Source organism: Rossellomorea marisflavi (assembly GCF_009806575.1).
GTDB classification, from domain to species: Bacteria; Bacillota; Bacilli; order Bacillales; family Bacillaceae_B; genus Rossellomorea; species Rossellomorea marisflavi_A.
Genome location: NZ_CP047095.1, coordinates 1,411,600 through 1,427,500, shown reverse-complemented (window position 1 = coordinate 1,427,500; position 15,901 = coordinate 1,411,600). Strand labels below are relative to the sequence as shown.

Sequence of the window (15,901 nt, the reverse complement as noted above, 5' to 3'; positions counted from 1 at the left end):
AATCCAGTCGATGACTTTGCGGTTGGAACCTAGCAAGATCCATTCCCTGAGCTTTTCTTCCGTCACCACGTGCAGGGCGGCTTTTTGATCTTTATAGGAATAATGCTTGATGAAGACCGGCTCTTCCGCCTCCTTCACCACAAGAAACAGAACGATATCAAAGGTATCGGTCAAGGGGCTGAATTTGTTACTCTGTTCCACCAACAGGGCGCCCAGCGTGTTGGGATGACTTGTACGCTCCTGGTATATCGGTCTTAAAATGTCTTCCATTGCTTACTCCTCCACATCAATCATTGGTTGGTAACTATTTCGACATGAACACTGGATTTCCTTCTGTAATTATAGTCATTTTTCGACAAACGTCATTCCCGTCCCCCGTTCCATCCTGATTATGGTATAGTATTTTTTTAGGAGGGGGATGGAGATGGCAAAGAAGTATTCTAGCAAAATCAATAAAATCCGGACCTTTGCGTTAAGCTTGGTTTTCATCGGATTCATCATTATGTATGTAGGTATCTATTTTAGACAGCACCCGTGGGTCATGACAACCTTCATGCTATTGGGGTTTCTGTCAATCATCGGAAGTACGGTCGTCTATTTCTGGATCGGCATGCTTTCGACGAAGGCCGTCCAGGTGACGTGTCCCAATTGCGGGAAGGTCACGAAGGTGCTCGGGCGTGTCGATATGTGCATGTATTGCAATGAGCCGCTTACGTTGGATCCGAAGCTTGAAGGCGAAGAGTTCAACGAAGACTATAATAAAAAACGCAGCCGATAGGGACCTTAACAAGGCCCTATTTTTTTGTGGTGCGCAACAAAAAAGAATGGTCCGGTTGGGCCATTCTTAATGGGTTTCTTTGTTGATTTTACTGCATTCAGGACAGGTTCCGTAAATCTCCATTCGATGACTGTTAACCTTGAATCCCGTCACGTGAGAGGCAAGATGCTCCACTTCATCGAGTCCCGGATAGTGGAAATCGACAATCTTTCCGCAGCTGTCGCAGATGACATGATAGTGTTCCGTGGTGACAAAGTCAAAACGGCTGGACGCATCCCCGTAGGTAAGTTCCTTCACCAGTCCGACTTCCCGGAATACCCGCAGATTGTTATAGACGGTTGCCACACTCATATTAGGGAATTTTCCTTCAAGGGCTTTGTATATGTCATCAGCAGTCGGATGAGCCATTGATTCAATGAGAAACTCTAATATCGCATGACGTTGAGGAGTTATTCGTACTCCCGTTTCCTTCAATGTCGAGATCGCTTCTTTCAATTGGCTTTCGTCAGACATCGTCATGCACCTCTTTTCATAAAAATTATTAGTTTATAATCTTTATAAATAGTGTACTAATGGAGGCGCTGATTGTCAATCCATGCCACCATCAACCGTGCAAATTTTTCTCTTCCTCACCCATCTGCTGGTTGATGTATCTCCCTGCCACGAAAAGGTAATCAGATAACCGATTCAGGTACGATAAAACGAGGGGATTGACCGGTTCGTCGATCCCGACTGCTTCCCGCTCAGCCCTTCTTACAATCGTCCTCGCCGTATGGAAAGCAGCTCCGGATGGATGACCGCCGGGCAGGATGAAATTCGTCAGTGGAGTGAGCGTCCCGTCGAGGGCGTCAATCTGTTCTTCAAGCTCTCTCACATGCTCCTCCTCCAGCTTCCATTTCACTTCCTTGCCCTGCGGGGTGGCAAGCTCTGCTCCTACATGGAACAGAATCGTCTGTACTTTATGAAGGAATTCTTCGAATGAATCCTTCCCTTCGAAGAATTCGTTTTTCATATAGCTCAGTGCCAGTCCAAGCATCGAATTTGCTTCGTCGCATGTACCATATGCTTCTACACGTTGATCCTTTTTGGACACCCTGGTCCCGTATATAAGGGATGTCGATCCTTTATCTCCGGTCTTTGTATAAATTTTCAACTTAATAACCCCTTTCAGTATCAATGATATTGATAAGCTCTTCACCATTATGATATGCAAGCAGATTGGTTTTAAATATGGAGAGCGCTCTCGGCATATAGTGTTCCGTTATGCTCGACACATGAGGTGTGATGGTGATCGACTCCTCTTCCCAGAAAGGATGATCTGCAGGCAGGGGTTCATCCTTGAATACATCCAGGTAGATCTTGTCCACCAAGCGATCCCTTGCCGTCCGGAGAAGTACTTCCTCCTCCACTAGATCCCCCCTCCCGATATTGATGAAGGCGGCGCTGTCTTTCATGGCTTTGAAGTGATTGATTGTCAGCAGGGAGCGGGTCTCCTTCGTACTCGGAAGGACCGAAACGATATAGTCAGCAGATCCAAGGACCTTATCCATCCCTTCAAAGGTGTACATCTCATCGAAATGGTCTTTTGCCTCACCCGATGAATTGATGCCGATCACCTTCATCCCGAATGCTTTTGACAGCCTGGCGACCTCCCCTCCGATCGCTCCGGCACCGATAATGAGAATCACATGATCATGAAGCTCGCTGAAGCCGATCCTGCGCGACCACGTCTTCTCTTTCTCCTGCTCACCGATGACCGGGAATTTTTTCGCATGCTGCAGCATCTGGCCCAACGTGAACTCGGCCATGGGGATCTTATGGATCCCCCTCGCATTTGTCACCATGATCCCTTTTTGACGGATGGAATCGAACGGCATCTTCTCCAAGCCGGCAGACGTTACCATGATCCATTTCAACTGCTGGCAATTTTCAAGAATCTCAGGGGTCAAGTCCTCCCCCATTGTTACAGCAACTTGGGCCTCAGCCAGTATTCCCCCAGCTTCCTTCACATTTTTGCAGAAGTGAAATTGCTGATCAGGAAATTCACGCTTCAGCTCCACACGGAAATCTTCTTTCGGCTCATATGTAAATACAACATCCATCGCGGCACCCACACTCCTTTTTCCCATTTTATCACACCGTCCTACAGCCCTCTAATCTCAAGCGGCAAAAAAAAGAGGGCGGTCATCGACCGGCCCTGTCTATGGGAGACTGACTTATTTGAGGAGGTTGCCCTACTCTTACTATATGTACCTGCAGTAAAAGTGAATGGACAAACGCCTCTGAAAAGAAAAATAGGCGATTTCGCTTCAGGAAAGATGCTCTTCGATGTATTGAAGGGCCTCTTCCACATGTCCCTTCACCTTCACTTTCCTCCACTCCTTGGAGAGGGTGCCTTCTTTATCAATGATAAAAGTGGAGCGTTCGATACCCATGTATTCTTTTCCGAAGTTCTTCTTGAGCTTCCACACTCCGTATGCCTCAGCCACCTTATGATCTTCATCCACAAGAAGCTGGAACGGGAGACCGTGTTTCTCGATGAACTTTTCATGGCGCTCGGCCGGATCGGGGCTTACACCGAGGATGACTGCGTCAAGTTCTTCAAAGTTCTCATGGTGATCACGGAAGTCACAAGCCTCTGTCGTACATCCCGGTGTCAAATCTTTCGGATAAAAATAGAGTACGACATTCTTGCCTCTGTAATCGGATAGTTTCACTGTTTCACCATTATTCGCCGTCAGTTCGAATTCCGGTGCCTTTTGACCAACTGTCATCCTTTGATCCCTCCATATGTTTGATTACCGATAGCGTAACCAAAACAGGGATAAAACTCAACTGATTCGATCATCCTTTGGCCGCATGAAGCTTTTTACCACAAAGGCAGCCGGTACGGTATAGCCCAGCCACGATTCTATGAGAGCGACACCCCGGCCGACACCAACCGGCGTAACATCTCCGTATCCAAGAGAGAAGAGCGTCACACCGCTGAAATAGATGCTCGTGAAGAAATGCTCAATGAATGTGCCGGTGATGGGGGCACCATCCTCCACCAGGATCTGGACCCCTTCAAGGTCGAGGAGAAGGTAAATCGCCCCGAAACCGATCATGATCGTCAAGTAGCACATCCCGAGAAAGAAAAAATGGTGCAGGGAAAAAACGTGGTCCCTCTTCCCACCGGGAGTGAAAAGCGCCCACACGCTCATCATCATGCACAGAAAGATCATTGATCCGATTACATACAACATCCGCATCCCTCATCCATGAGCTTGTCTTCTAATATGTACGCATCCTCCGGCGAAAACATTCTCACATCCAGTATTCCCCTATTTGCTAAACCCTGTACCACAGTACTACAATAGAGAAGGAAGTTTCAAAGAATACTAGGAGGTTACCATGCAATTTTCTAAATCAGAATCATTACATACAGAAGCCCTGGAGCATATCGTCGGTGGTGTAAACAGCCCATCACGCTCGTATAAAGCAGTCGGGGGTGGGTCTCCCGTTGCGATGGAACGCGGAGAAGGGGCATATTTCTGGGACGTCGACGGGAATAAGTACATTGACTACCTTGCTGCGTACGGTCCGATCATCACGGGACACGCGCATCCCCACGTGACAGAAGCCATTAAAACCGCTGCGGAGAACGGGGTATTATACGGTACGCCGACGCGCCACGAAGTCAAATTTGCAAAAATGATCAAAGAAGCCATGCCCTATATGGATAAAGTGCGTTTCGTCAACTCAGGTACAGAAGCCGTCATGACGACCATCCGGGTTGCCCGTGCCTACACCGGTAAAGATAAAGTCATCAAGTTCGCGGGCTGTTACCACGGACACTCCGACCTTGTCCTTGTAGCAGCAGGTTCAGGTCCGTCCACCCTCGGGACACCCGATTCTGCAGGCGTACCGAAAAGCATCGCCCAGGAAGTGATCACCGTTCCATTCAATGAGATCGGACCTTTCAAAGAAGCGATGGAAAAATGGGGCGACCAGATCGCAGCCGTTCTCGTCGAGCCGATTGTAGGAAACTTCGGGATCGTCGAGCCGAAGGAAGGATTCCTCGAAGCCATCAATGATATTGCCCACGAAGCCGGCTCCCTTGTGATCTATGATGAAGTCATCACAGCATTCCGATTCATGTACGGAGGGGCTCAGGATCTTCTCAAAGTGAAGCCCGACCTGACCGCACTCGGAAAGATCATCGGTGGAGGACTCCCGATCGGTGCCTACGGCGGTAAAAAAGAAATCATGGAGCAAGTGGCTCCCCTCGGTCCTGCTTATCAGGCTGGAACGATGGCCGGCAATCCCGCTTCGATCCTGTCAGGAATTGCCTGCCTTGAAGTACTGCAGGAACCGGGTGTGTACGAAAAACTTGATGCACTCGGTGCCAAGCTCGAAGAAGGGATCCTTGCAGCAGCCAAAAAGCACGGCACTCCGATCTCCATCAACCGTTTGAAAGGAGCACTGACCCTTTACTTCACAGAAGAAACGGTTGAAAACTATGAGCAGGCCGAAGCTACAGATGGTGAAATGTTCGCCAGATTCTTCAAGCTCATGCTTAATCAAGGAATCAATCTTGCTCCATCAAAATATGAAGCATGGTTCCTGACCACAGCCCATACAGAAGAAGATATCAACGCGACACTCGTTGCCGTTGATAAAGCCTTCTCACAGCTTTAATCGCACCGGCCCGCCTCACCCGAGACGGGCTTTTTTATATCATGCATCCCATGATAATCCCCTCTCCTTCTTCATATACTAAAGAGCAGATACTCCCGTTTAATCTCCTTTTCAAAGTGGTACTAACCCTAGTAAGAAAAGCCTTGTGATATCAGGCTGCAACCTTCTGAAATAAATTGAAATTGCCTATTGATATTGTACTGAAGTACCTGTATAGTACAGTATTGTTTATTGAAAAAGTCAAGAATGGAAAGGATCTATATACATGAAATTTGGTGCCCGCATCCTCAAGACGGGGATTGCGATCGTTTTGGCTCTCCTTATCTCAGAAATACTGAAACTGCCTGCACCTGTGTTCGCCGGGATTGCAGCAGTATTCGCCGTACAGCCGACGATCTACCGCTCGTACCTGACCATCATTGAGCAGGTCCAAGCAAACCTGGTCGGCGCCGGGATCGCCGTGATTTTTGTATTGATTTTCGGCAGCAGCCCTCTTGTGGTCGGCCTTGCGGTCATTATCGCCATCGCCATCATTTTGAAACTCAAACTGCAAAACACCATCGGCCTGGCCCTTGTCACACTCATCGCCATCATGGAGGTTACCGATCAGGACTTTATTACATTTGCACTCATCCGTTTTTCTACGATCTTGATTGGGGTATTCTCCTCTTTCATCATCAACCTGATCTTCCTGCCACCAAAGTATGAGACAAAGCTGTTCCACCGGGTTTCAGATTCCACAGAAGAGATCCTGAAGTGGATCAGGCTCAGCACAAGGCATGCTACCGAATTCCACCTTGTAAAGAAAGATCTTGAGCGTATTAAAGAAAAGCTCATCAAGGTCGACCAGCTTTATCTGTTGTACAAAGAAGAGCGGGAATACTTCAAGCGGAACACGATCGTCAGAAGCCGGAAGCTTGTCATCTTCAGGCAGATGATTTCCTCCACATACCGCAGTTTTGAAGTGTTAAAAAGGTTGAACCGCTATGAAAACGAAATCTACCAGCTTCCCGATGAACTCCGGGGCGTCATCAAGGCTCAACTCGATTGTCTCCTGACCTATCATGAACAATTACACCTGAAGTTCCTTGGCAAGATGCATCCCCATGCTGAATCGGAAGCCCAGCAGGATGTTTGTCTTCACCGAAAAGAACTGATGACCATCATGCTAGAGGAAGTCAAACAGCACACCAAGAATGATGATATCCATAATTTCCACCTACTTCATATCTTCTCTGCCATCTTTGAATACGATGAGAATCTTGAGCATCTGGAGCGATTGATCACCAGCTTCCAGTCGTATCACAAAGAAGATAACGAAGTGTCCATCTCGGAAGAAGAGGAAGTATAAAAAAGGAAGGAGCCGATACTGTCGGCTCCTTCCTTTTTGTCAGTTTTTCATTTTTGGATCTAGTGCATCCCTGAGACCGTCGCCCATGAGATTGAACCCGAGAACCGTCAGCATGATGGCAAGTCCCGGAAAGATCATTGTCCAAGGCGCCTGCAGCATGAACGTTCTGGCATCGGCGAGCATCTTACCCCACTCCGGTTGAGGAGCCTGCGCGCCCAGACCAAGGAATCCAAGAGCAGCCGCCTCGATGATGGCCGTCGCAATGGCAAGGGTACCCTGAACGATGATCGGGGCCATGCTGTTCGGAAGGATATGATGGAGCAGGATCCGGTTATCCTTCATGCCGATCGCCTTTGCCGCCATGACATACTCCTCCTGCTTCACACTCAGTACCCTGGAGCGGACGAGCCTACCGAAGTTCGGTATGTTGATGATGGCAATGGCAATGAGGGCATTCCTCAAGGATGGCCCAAGTGCCGCAACGACGGCAATCGCAAGGAGGATACTCGGGAACGCAAGCATGATATCGAAGATCCTCGAGATGATCGTATCAACCCAGCGCCCATAATAACCTGCTACAATCCCAAGCAGGCTACCTGCGACGGCCGAACCGATGACGGCAAAAAATCCGACCCACAGGGAAATCCTTGCACCATGGATGATCCTTGAAAGAATGTCGCGACCGAAATCGTCCGTTCCGAACCAGTGCTCCGAGGACGGTGCCTGCAGCCTTTTCGCCAGGTTTTGCTCATTGATTCCCTGCGGGGCGATCAGTGGTGCAGCAATCGCGAGGATCACAAAGAACAAGACGATGAAAAGGCCGATCAGGGCTATTTTATTCTTCCGAAAGCTTTTCCACGCCTCTTTCCAAGGGGAGACATGCTCCTCCTGAAGGGCAGGATTGAGCTCCTTTTGCGGTTCTGCTATTTCTGCCATAAGAGTTCACCTCTTCCTGTAGATGCTAGTTATATTTGATACGCGGATCAACAGCCGCATAGAGAAGGTCCACAATCAGATTGATGGTGACAAAGATCATGGCAACCACCAGGATCCCTGACTGAATGACGGGGTAATCCCGATACGCTATGGCATCGTATATATAGCGGCCGATGCCAGGCCACCCAAAGATCGTTTCCGTCAGGATCGCTCCCCCGAGAAGGAGACCCATTTGAAGCCCGATGACGGTCAGGACCGGGATGATGGCATTTTTCAAAGAATGCTTGTACACGACCCAGAACATCTTCAACCCTTTGGCCCGTGCCGTCCGGATATAATCGGATCGCATGACTTCGAGCATACTGGACCTCGTCATCCGTGCAATGATGGCCATCGGGATGGTGGCGAGGGCAATCCCCGGTAGGATGAGATGCTTGAAGACATCCCCGAATTGATCGAATCTCCCTTGTATCAGGGTATCCAGCAGATAGAAATTCGTTATGGATGATACAGGGTTCCTTACATTTTCACGGCCCGATGTCGGAAGCCAGTCAAGTTGAATCCCGAAAACCCACTGTTCCATCAAGCCAAGCCAGAAGATCGGAAGCGATACCCCGATCAGAGCAAGGATCATGGCCGTGTAATCAAACCAGGAATTTTGGAACCACGCACTGATGATACCTGCATTGACACCAATGACGACGGCAATGATCATGGCCACGATGGCCAGTTCCGCAGTGGCTGCAAGATATGGCCAGATTTCTGCTGAAACCTCTGTTTTCGTCCTGAGGGAATTCCCAAGATCTCCTGTAAGGAGTCCTTTTAAATAGTCAAAATATTGAACGTACCAGGCGTTATCAAGTCCCAGCTGATTCCTCAGCTGCTCGATCGCTTCCTTCGAGGCCTGCTGCCCAAGAATGACCTGTGCCGGATCACCAGGGATGGCACGGATAATGAAGAATACAATCAATGTCATTCCCAATAGAACCGGAATCAGCTGCAATAATCTTCGGATGGTGTATTGAAACATCAGTATTCACCTCTTTTTAAAAGGAATGGTTGCTATGTTTTTCTTTCCTGTCTAGCTCCGGGCGCTTGGCCCTCGAGGTCATAAGACCGAATTCCAAAAAGGCAAAGAACGCCTTTCTGGATTTCTGTCTTATGCTTGTCGGGCCAGATCGACCCGCCTCCGCTTTTCTTTCCTGTCTAGCTCCGGGCGCTTGGCCCTCGAGGTCATAAGCCTGAAATCCAAAAAGGCAAAGAGCGCCTTTCCGGATTTCCGGCTTATGCTTGTCGGGCCAGATCGACCCGCCTCCGCTTTTCTATGTACAAAGGGGAGAGCTTTTGGCGTCTCCCCTTTGGTGGTAATGGATTATTCTAATTCCACTGCTCCGAGGAAGTCGGATCCAGTTGGATGCGGCTTGAAGTTTTTGACTTTGTTGCTGCCCGCAAGAAGTGGTGTCGAGTGGGCAAGCGGTACCCAAGGAGCATCTTCATGGATGATTTCTTGGGCTTTCTTGTACATTTCATTACGTTTATCTTGATCGGTTTCCGATTGGGCATCGATCAGGAGCTTGTGGAGTTCGTCATTACTGTAGTAGGTATAGTTGTTGCTTCCGATATTGTCTTTATCGAGAAGGACATAAAGGAAGTTATCGGCATCTCCGTTATCACCGGTCCAACCAAGAAGGAAGGCATCCGCTTCACCTTTACGGGCTTTTTCAAGATACGTTGCCCACTCATAGGATACGATGTTGGCTTTGACTCCGATTTTTTCAAGGTCGGCCTGTATGGCTTCTGCCACCTTTTGACCATCCGGCATATATGGACGCGGTACAGGCATCGCCCAAAGCTCCATTTCAAAACCGTCTTCAAGGCCTGCTTCTTTCAGTAGTTCCTTCGCTTTTTCAGGGTCGTATTCATACCCTTCAATTTCATCGTTATAACCAGCTACGACAGGAGGCATAGGGTTTTTGGCAATTTCGGCTTTCCCTTCGAAGAAAGCGTCGATGATCGATTGCTTATTGATGGCATAGTTGATGGCCTGGCGCACTTTCGGATTGTCGAACGGCTTGCGTGTTGAAGTCAAACCGAGGTATCCGACGTTCATGGACGGGCGCTCAAAGATCTGTAGGTCAGCATTGCTCTCGACTTGGCCTGCATCACTTGGATTGACTCCATCGGCAAGATCGATTTCCCCGGAAATCAGGGCGTTCAGACGAGCAGAGTTCTCAGGGATTGCGCGGAATACCACTTCATCCAATTTAGGTTGATCTTTTTGCCAATAATCTTCATTTTTCACGAGTACGATTTTGTCGTTACGTTTCCACTCTTTGAATTTGAATGGACCAGTTCCTGCATCCACCGGGTTTTCTCCGAGCTTATCGCCTTGTTCGTCGATTGCTTTCGGGCTGACGATCGCAAACGGGCTCATGGCAATGTTCTTAAGGAAAGGAGCCTGCGGACGTTTCAGCTTGAATTCGACGGTTTTCTCGTCAACAGCCTTCACTTCTTCAATGACGTGCCCTTCGTCTCCTTTAAACCCACCAAACATGGATTTATAGTAATAGAATGCCTCTTCGTTCCCATTCATCCAGCGATCGAAGTTCTTTACGACCGCATCCGCATTGAAGTCCGTCCCGTCCTGGAACTTCACTCCTTCACGAAGGTGGAAGGTATACGTCAATCCATCATCGGCTACGTCCCACTTCTCCGCCAGACCTGGATTCGGTTCTGTGTCCTGCTCCCCGAAGTTCACAAGGGTTTCAAAAATATTCACTGTGACTTTAAATGACTCTCCATCTGTGACGACTGCCGGGTCTAGTGCCACGGAATCTCCACCACGACCGAATATCAATTGCTTCGGTGCAGCATTATCCTTGTCTCCCCCGCCTTCACCGGATGAACCTTCGGATCCGCAGCCGTAGAGTACTGTGGATACGAGCAGGATCATCAGCATGATCATTGACCAACCTTTTCTCTTCAAACAAATCCCCTCCTGTGGTTTATATATACGTTATACCGCCTGCCCTCAATAAAGATGGCAGGCAACATAATGCCCTGGTTGCTGTTCCTTGAAATCAGGAACCTTTTGCTTGCATATCTCTGTTGCGTGCGGACACCGGGTGTGGAATGTGCATCCGCTCGGAGGATTGGAAGGGCTCGGAATATCCCCTTGTAAGAGGATGGTCTCCCTTTTAAACTCCGGATCCGGTATCGGCACTGCCGACAGAAGCGCCTGCGTATATGGATGCATCGGCTTATCGTAGAGCGCTTCACTGGTGCTGAGCTCTACCATCCTGCCGAGGTACATGACGCCTACCCGGTCACTGATATGCCTGACGACGCCAAGATCATGTGCGATGAATATATAGGTGAGTCCGAATTCTTTTTGTAGATCCTGCATGAGGTTCAGCACCTGTGATTGGATGGAAACATCAAGGGCCGACACCGGCTCGTCTGCAATGATGAGCTTCGGTCGAGTCATGAGGGCTCTTGCAATCCCGATCCGCTGCCTCTGCCCCCCACTGAATTGATGGGGATACCGCTTTGCATGATAGCTGCTCAACCCTACAATTTCGAGAAGCTCCCTGACCCTTTGGCGCCTTTCTTTCTGGGACCCGATTCCGTGGACCTTGAGGGGCTCTTCCAGGATCTGTTCCACTGTATGCCTTGGATTAAGAGAGGCATACGGGTCCTGGAAGACCATTTGGATCTCCCTTCTCATCTTCCTCATTTCGGAGTTTGATAGACTCGTAAGCTCCCGGTCCTGAAACGTCACTTTCCCATCGGTCGGATCGATCAAGCGCATGAGCATCCTTCCGGTTGTTGATTTTCCACATCCGCTTTCACCGACGATTCCAAGGGTTTCCCCCTTGTTGACGGTGAATGATACGCCGTCGACCGCTTTGACCGAGCTGATTTGTCTCCCCAACAGCCCCCCGGTGATGGGGAAATGTTTCTGGAGGTTCTCAACCTTCAGCAATGGTTCCGTCATAAACTCCCTCCTCCGCTTCATCGAATAGGAAGCATCTTGTGCAATGTCCTTTGGATGTTTCATATAGTTCAGGGGTTTCGACCAGACAGCGATCGAAGGCCGATTCGCATCTGGCAGCGAATCGGCAACCCGTCTTGATCGAGCCGGGTCTGGGCACACTGCCTTTGATGGAATGGAGACGCTGCTGTTTCATCCTCATGTCGGGAACCGATTGGATCAGTCCCTTAGTATAGGGGTGCTGAGGATTTTTAAAGATTTCTTCGACCGTCCCTTCTTCAACCACTTTCCCAGAGTACATGACGACGACACGCTCACATGTTTCGGCTACTACACCGAGATCATGGGTGATCAGGAGGACGGCCGTATTCAATTCCTTATTCAGATTTTTCATCAGCTTCAGGATCTGCGCCTGGATGGTCACATCAAGGGCTGTGGTCGGCTCGTCTGCAATGAGGACATTCGGATCGCATACCATTGCCATGGCGATCATGACCCGCTGACGCATTCCTCCCGACAGTTGATGAGGATATTCCTTCACCAGCTCTTCAGATCTGGGAAGACCGACTTTCTTCAGCATCTCAATGGCTCTCTTAAGCGCTTCCTTTTTGCTCAGTTTCATATGTATACGTATGGACTCGGTCAGTTGATCTCCTATGGTAAACACAGGATTAAGGGAAGTCATCGGTTCCTGAAAGATCATGGCAATGTCATTCCCCCTGATCTCCCTCATCCGCTTATCGGTTGCGCTAGTCAAATCTTCCCCTTTATAAAGAATATGCCCTCCCGTGATTTTACCTGGTGGTGAGGGAATTAGTCCCATGACCGATAGGGATGTGACGCTCTTCCCACATCCGCTTTCTCCAACCACCCCGAGGATTTCCCCTTCATTCACATGAAAACTTACCCCGTCGACTGCCGGAACCTCTCCATCATCAGTGAAAAAGGAGGTCCTCAAGTCTTCTACCTGCAATAAAGGACGTGCTTTCCCCATCAAACCTCTCCCTTTCCGTTATCTAAAAAATCTTTATTTTCTAATTTTTATCTGTTTCTTATTATACAAGATGCTACAAATGTTGCAATCTATTTTCAGAATTTTTATTCTTAATAGACAATTACCCCTTTTCCCACTATATGCCGTTTGTCCTAGATCATGCCTTTACAACTAAAGAAAAATACTCCCATGTACTTATAGAAAAAAGCCGGTGAAGAAACATTCGTTTCTTCACCGGCTTTCTGTTAATTATCTAATTGTTGAACCTGGAACAGTCTGTAATAATGATCCTGCTTCTTCATTAGTTCCTCATGGGTACCCATTTCAGCAATTTCCCCGTTCTCCATATGGATGATTCGGTCTGCATGGGTAATCGTGGACAAGCGGTGGGCGACGATGAAAGTCGTCCGGTCTTTGGCAAGCATCTCCAACGATTCCTGAATGAGATGTTCACTTTCAAGATCAAGGGCGGAGGTAGCTTCATCCAGGATCAAGATCGGTGGATTCTTCAAGAATACCCTGGCGATGGCCACCCTCTGCTTTTGACCTCCGGAAAGTTTCACACCGCGTTCCCCGACTTTCGTATCGTAGCCTTCAGGGAGCTTCATGATGAAGTCATGGGCATTGGCTGCTTTGGCTGCCTCGATCACTTCTTCATCCGTCGCATCAGGATTACCGAATTTGATATTCATCTTGACCGATTCACTGAAAAGGATGTTGTCCTGAAGAACCATTCCGATTTTATCCCTGAGCGTTCTCACTTGGAACCTTCTGATATCCGTCCCATCAAGAAGTATGCTCCCCTCGGAGACGTCATAGAACCTCGGGATCAAGCTGACAAGGGAGGATTTCCCCCCTCCGCTCATTCCGACAAGAGCGACCGTTTCACCAGAATGGATATCCAAGTTCAGGTTGCTCAGCACCGTTTCTTCTTCTTCCTCGTACTTAAAGGATACATGATCAAACTTGATGTCCCCTTTTACAGTTGTACAAGGAATCGCTCCGGGCTCATCGTCGATATCGTATTTTTCATCCATGAACTCAAACACCCTGTCCATTGACGCAATGGACTGCGTCAGGGTCGTAGAAGAATTCACAAGTCTCCTCAGCGGACTATAGAGGCGGTCGATATAGGCGACAAATGCCGCCATCGTCCCGATGGTCAGATCTCCCTGGATGACCTGATAACCCGCATACCCGATAATGATGAGCGGTGATATGTCTGTAATGGTATTGACGACGGCAAATGCCTTGGCGTTCCAGCTCGTCTGATCCAATGCCTTTTGCAGGAAGTTTTTATTCTGACTGCGGAAAGCGGTTTGCTCGTGATCTTCCACGGCAAAGCTTTTGATCACCGGCATTCCCTGAACCCGTTCATGAAGATGACTTTGCACTTCTGCAAGGGCCTGGGACCGGTCACGCGTAAGGCCACGAAGACGCCCGAAGAAATAGCGCACTGAAAGGGCGTAGAACGGAAAGGCAATCAATGAAACGAAGGTCAGTGAGACGTCCATGGTGAACATGATGGCCACTGCGATCAAGATCGTTGCAAGATCAAGCCAGAGATTCATAAGCCCCGTCATGACGAAGTTTTTTGTCTGCTCAACATCATTTATGACCCTGGAGATGACTTCTCCTGCCCGCGTGTTCGAGTAATACTTGAAGCTGAGCTTCTGTATGTGAGAGAAAAGTTGGTCCCTGATATCATAGAGGATTTTATTCCCTGTCCACTGAGCGAAGTATTGGCGGTAATATTCAACAGGCGGACGAATGATCAGAAAGACCACAACCATGATCCCCATCACTAGGAGGAGATGGTTCGTCTTCTCTCCGGCTGATAGGGAGGTGTTCCCCACTACATCATCGATGACATATTTGATGAGCACCGGAATGAGAAGCGGGATGGCGAATTTGATGATTCCTATAATGAGCGTACCTATGATTTGCCAGCGGTAAGGCTTGACAAACTGGAGGTACCGTTTGATACTGTCCACTTCAAAACTCCTTTCAATCTGACCATGAAAAAGGGGTGACCCCGTTGATTGAGAAGCCCTGCGCGGATCGAATTGAATCCGGCGGCTCTCAGAAAGGGTCAGCCCTCCTATCGGTTACTACTTCCTTTATCCTCTGTGCATTAAATAGCGCTCGTACCAAATATCGATGAAATCAGGGGCAAACGGTCCCTTCCGCTGCCTGATCCATCTGACGAGCTTGTCCACATTCCTTTGCAGAATGTGATCGATAACATCGGGATAACCGTACAACTTGCGATGGGTATCATACTCATCTTCATCCAAGAGCGTATAGGTCATATCCGGGTACACCTTGATATCAAGATCATAATCGATATACTTGATCGCTTCGTGATCGTATACGAACGGGGAGCTCAGATTGCAATAATAATAAATACCGTCTTCCCGGATCATGCAGATGATATTGAACCATAATTCTGAATGAAAGTAGCAAATTGCAGGCTCTCGGGTCATCCACGTCCTGCCGTCGGACTCGGTCACCATTGTCCGGTCGTTTCCGCCGATGATCATATTGCTAGTCCCTTTCAGGATGGTTGTTTCATTCCATATACGGTGGATGTTTCCATCATGCTTGAAGCTATGTATTTGTACTGAATGCCCTTCTGTGGGAACCGCCATTTTCTACCCTTCTTTCCTTCGGATTGCACGTATAAATAAAAGTCTATTCTATTATTATAACGTTTCCTCCCGAAATTTAAAACAAAAGGGCTACCCATTAGGAAAATACATTCGCTGGGCGCCCTTGTCCTCCGTTCTTAAAGGGATACTTCCTGTTCTTTTTTATACGAGCGGATGACTTCATCTGTCTGCTCCTGGAATACTTTTTGAATATCTTTCAATTCACTTTTCTTCATTTCAATTTCTCTTTTCAGCGACTCGGCAAGAGCCATCTCTTCTAGCTCGATCAATTCCTTTTCAAGATCCTGGCAGCGCTCGATTTCGGATTGAAGGAATAGCAGCTTGTCCATCGTTTCCAGCTGCTCATGAATCAGTTCATTGAATAACTCCTGCATAGCCCATCCACTCCCTGTAAAAGACTCTCTACACAGATTCTCCTTCCAGGCGGTAATCCCTTTGACTATTCCTGTCCCATTCCCACCAGTTTTGTCGAAGGAAAAATGAAAAAGCACCCGGA

The 15,901-nt window shown here is 48.4% G+C and carries 17 protein-coding genes (1 of these 17 cut by a window edge); 3 read left to right on the top strand and 14 right to left on the bottom strand.

The window, feature by feature from the left end:
- Window positions 1-270, bottom strand: the beginning of a protein-coding gene (locus D5E69_RS07505; RefSeq protein ID WP_048007784.1) for a nucleotidyltransferase-like protein. It extends 597 nt beyond the left edge of the window; 270 of the gene's 867 nt are visible here — the first part of the coding sequence; the start codon lies at window positions 268-270; the stop codon falls past the left edge of the window.
- A 154-nt stretch (window positions 271-424) separates the two neighbouring features.
- Here D5E69_RS07505 and D5E69_RS07500 point away from each other — a divergent pair, with 154 nt between their 5' ends.
- Window positions 425-778: a YgzB family protein gene (locus D5E69_RS07500; RefSeq protein ID WP_048007783.1), complete on the top strand. Its 354-nt coding sequence runs from the start codon at window positions 425-427 to the stop codon at window positions 776-778.
- Between the two features lie 66 nt (window positions 779-844).
- On the opposite strand, the gene perR is transcribed toward D5E69_RS07500, so the two are convergent.
- From perR to D5E69_RS07475, 5 genes are all read right to left on the bottom strand, one after another.
- Window positions 845-1,297: a peroxide-responsive transcriptional repressor PerR gene (perR, locus tag D5E69_RS07495; protein ID WP_048007782.1), complete on the bottom strand. Its 453-nt coding sequence runs from the start codon at window positions 1,295-1,297 to the stop codon at window positions 845-847.
- Between the two features lie 85 nt (window positions 1,298-1,382).
- Window positions 1,383-1,931 (bottom strand): cob(I)yrinic acid a,c-diamide adenosyltransferase, encoded by a 549-nt coding sequence (locus D5E69_RS07490; RefSeq protein WP_048007781.1) that lies wholly within the window; start codon window positions 1,929-1,931, stop codon window positions 1,383-1,385.
- 1 nt (window position 1,932) lies between these two features.
- Entirely contained in the window at window positions 1,933-2,880 is a 948-nt protein-coding gene (locus D5E69_RS07485; RefSeq protein WP_159129507.1) for a D-2-hydroxyacid dehydrogenase, read from the bottom strand.
- A 207-nt stretch (window positions 2,881-3,087) separates the two neighbouring features.
- The gene (bcp, locus tag D5E69_RS07480; RefSeq protein WP_159129506.1) at window positions 3,088-3,552 is read right to left on the bottom strand and encodes a thioredoxin-dependent thiol peroxidase; all 465 of its coding nucleotides are present in this window, start codon (window positions 3,550-3,552) and stop codon (window positions 3,088-3,090) included.
- 57 nt (window positions 3,553-3,609) lie between these two features.
- Window positions 3,610-4,023 carry an ion channel gene (locus D5E69_RS07475; protein WP_048007778.1) on the bottom strand — a complete coding sequence of 138 codons (414 nt, stop codon included), beginning with the start codon at window positions 4,021-4,023 and terminating at the stop codon, window positions 3,610-3,612.
- 148 nt (window positions 4,024-4,171) lie between these two features.
- Here D5E69_RS07475 and D5E69_RS07470 point away from each other — a divergent pair, with 148 nt between their 5' ends.
- Both D5E69_RS07470 and D5E69_RS07465 read left to right on the top strand, forming a co-directional pair.
- Entirely contained in the window at window positions 4,172-5,458 is a 1,287-nt protein-coding gene (locus tag D5E69_RS07470) for a glutamate-1-semialdehyde 2,1-aminomutase (protein ID WP_048012504.1), read from the top strand.
- Window positions 5,459-5,723: 265 nt separating this feature from the next.
- On the top strand, window positions 5,724-6,809 hold the full coding sequence (locus D5E69_RS07465) for an FUSC family protein (protein WP_048007776.1): 1,086 nt from the start codon (window positions 5,724-5,726) through the stop codon (window positions 6,807-6,809).
- A gap of 39 nt (window positions 6,810-6,848) precedes the next feature.
- Here the strand turns inward: D5E69_RS07465 and nikC are convergent, their stop codons facing one another.
- The 8 genes from nikC to D5E69_RS07425 all read right to left on the bottom strand — a co-directional run bounded on the left by nikC (window position 6,849) and on the right by D5E69_RS07425 (window position 15,779).
- Complete coding sequence (gene nikC / locus D5E69_RS07460) at window positions 6,849-7,745, bottom strand: nickel transporter permease (protein ID WP_048007775.1); 897 nt, start codon at window positions 7,743-7,745, stop codon at window positions 6,849-6,851.
- 25 nt (window positions 7,746-7,770) lie between these two features.
- Complete coding sequence (locus D5E69_RS07455) at window positions 7,771-8,775, bottom strand: ABC transporter permease (protein ID WP_048007774.1); 1,005 nt, start codon at window positions 8,773-8,775, stop codon at window positions 7,771-7,773.
- Window positions 8,776-9,117: 342 nt separating this feature from the next.
- Entirely contained in the window at window positions 9,118-10,710 is a 1,593-nt protein-coding gene (locus tag D5E69_RS07450; protein WP_159130334.1) for an ABC transporter substrate-binding protein, read from the bottom strand.
- A 66-nt stretch (window positions 10,711-10,776) separates the two neighbouring features.
- Window positions 10,777-11,742, bottom strand: coding sequence for an ABC transporter ATP-binding protein (locus tag D5E69_RS07445; protein ID WP_048007773.1), 966 nt, complete (start codon window positions 11,740-11,742; stop codon window positions 10,777-10,779).
- Window positions 11,717-12,733: an ABC transporter ATP-binding protein gene (locus D5E69_RS07440; RefSeq protein ID WP_159129505.1), complete on the bottom strand. Its 1,017-nt coding sequence runs from the start codon at window positions 12,731-12,733 to the stop codon at window positions 11,717-11,719. Before D5E69_RS07440 ends, D5E69_RS07445 begins: the two co-directional genes overlap by 26 nt.
- Window positions 12,734-12,978: 245 nt before the next feature.
- Window positions 12,979-14,727 carry an ABC transporter ATP-binding protein gene (locus D5E69_RS07435; RefSeq protein WP_048007771.1) on the bottom strand — a complete coding sequence of 583 codons (1,749 nt, stop codon included), beginning with the start codon at window positions 14,725-14,727 and terminating at the stop codon, window positions 12,979-12,981.
- Window positions 14,728-14,853: 126 nt separating this feature from the next.
- Complete coding sequence (gene ntdP / locus D5E69_RS07430) at window positions 14,854-15,384, bottom strand: nucleoside tri-diphosphate phosphatase (RefSeq protein WP_048007770.1); 531 nt, start codon at window positions 15,382-15,384, stop codon at window positions 14,854-14,856.
- A gap of 137 nt (window positions 15,385-15,521) precedes the next feature.
- Window positions 15,522-15,779 carry a YgaB family protein gene (locus tag D5E69_RS07425; RefSeq protein WP_048012506.1) on the bottom strand — a complete coding sequence of 86 codons (258 nt, stop codon included), beginning with the start codon at window positions 15,777-15,779 and terminating at the stop codon, window positions 15,522-15,524.
- Between the last annotated feature and the right edge of the window lie 122 nt (window positions 15,780-15,901).

What these genes read in the sequence shown, in the direction of transcription:
- D5E69_RS07455 (WP_048007774.1), bottom strand. Translation starts at nt 8,775, where the DNA reads ATGTTTCAATACACCATCCGAAGATTATTGCAGCTGATTCCGGTTCTA.
- D5E69_RS07500 (WP_048007783.1), top strand. Translation starts at nt 425, where the DNA reads ATGGCAAAGAAGTATTCTAGCAAAATCAATAAAATCCGGACCTTTGCG.
- D5E69_RS07445 (WP_048007773.1), bottom strand. Translation starts at nt 11,742, where the DNA reads ATGACGGAACCATTGCTGAAGGTTGAGAACCTCCAGAAACATTTCCCC.
- D5E69_RS07440 (WP_159129505.1), bottom strand. Translation starts at nt 12,733, where the DNA reads ATGGGGAAAGCACGTCCTTTATTGCAGGTAGAAGACTTGAGGACCTCC.
- nikC (WP_048007775.1), bottom strand. Translation starts at nt 7,745, where the DNA reads ATGGCAGAAATAGCAGAACCGCAAAAGGAGCTCAATCCTGCCCTTCAG.
- D5E69_RS07470 (WP_048012504.1), top strand. Translation starts at nt 4,172, where the DNA reads ATGCAATTTTCTAAATCAGAATCATTACATACAGAAGCCCTGGAGCAT.
- ntdP (WP_048007770.1), bottom strand. Translation starts at nt 15,384, where the DNA reads ATGGCGGTTCCCACAGAAGGGCATTCAGTACAAATACATAGCTTCAAG.
- D5E69_RS07465 (WP_048007776.1), top strand. Translation starts at nt 5,724, where the DNA reads ATGAAATTTGGTGCCCGCATCCTCAAGACGGGGATTGCGATCGTTTTG.
- D5E69_RS07485 (WP_159129507.1), bottom strand. Translation starts at nt 2,880, where the DNA reads ATGGATGTTGTATTTACATATGAGCCGAAAGAAGATTTCCGTGTGGAG.
- D5E69_RS07475 (WP_048007778.1), bottom strand. Translation starts at nt 4,023, where the DNA reads ATGTTGTATGTAATCGGATCAATGATCTTTCTGTGCATGATGATGAGC.
- bcp (WP_159129506.1), bottom strand. Translation starts at nt 3,552, where the DNA reads ATGACAGTTGGTCAAAAGGCACCGGAATTCGAACTGACGGCGAATAAT.
- D5E69_RS07450 (WP_159130334.1), bottom strand. Translation starts at nt 10,710, where the DNA reads ATGATCATGCTGATGATCCTGCTCGTATCCACAGTACTCTACGGCTGC.
- D5E69_RS07425 (WP_048012506.1), bottom strand. Translation starts at nt 15,779, where the DNA reads ATGCAGGAGTTATTCAATGAACTGATTCATGAGCAGCTGGAAACGATG.
- perR (WP_048007782.1), bottom strand. Translation starts at nt 1,297, where the DNA reads ATGACGATGTCTGACGAAAGCCAATTGAAAGAAGCGATCTCGACATTG.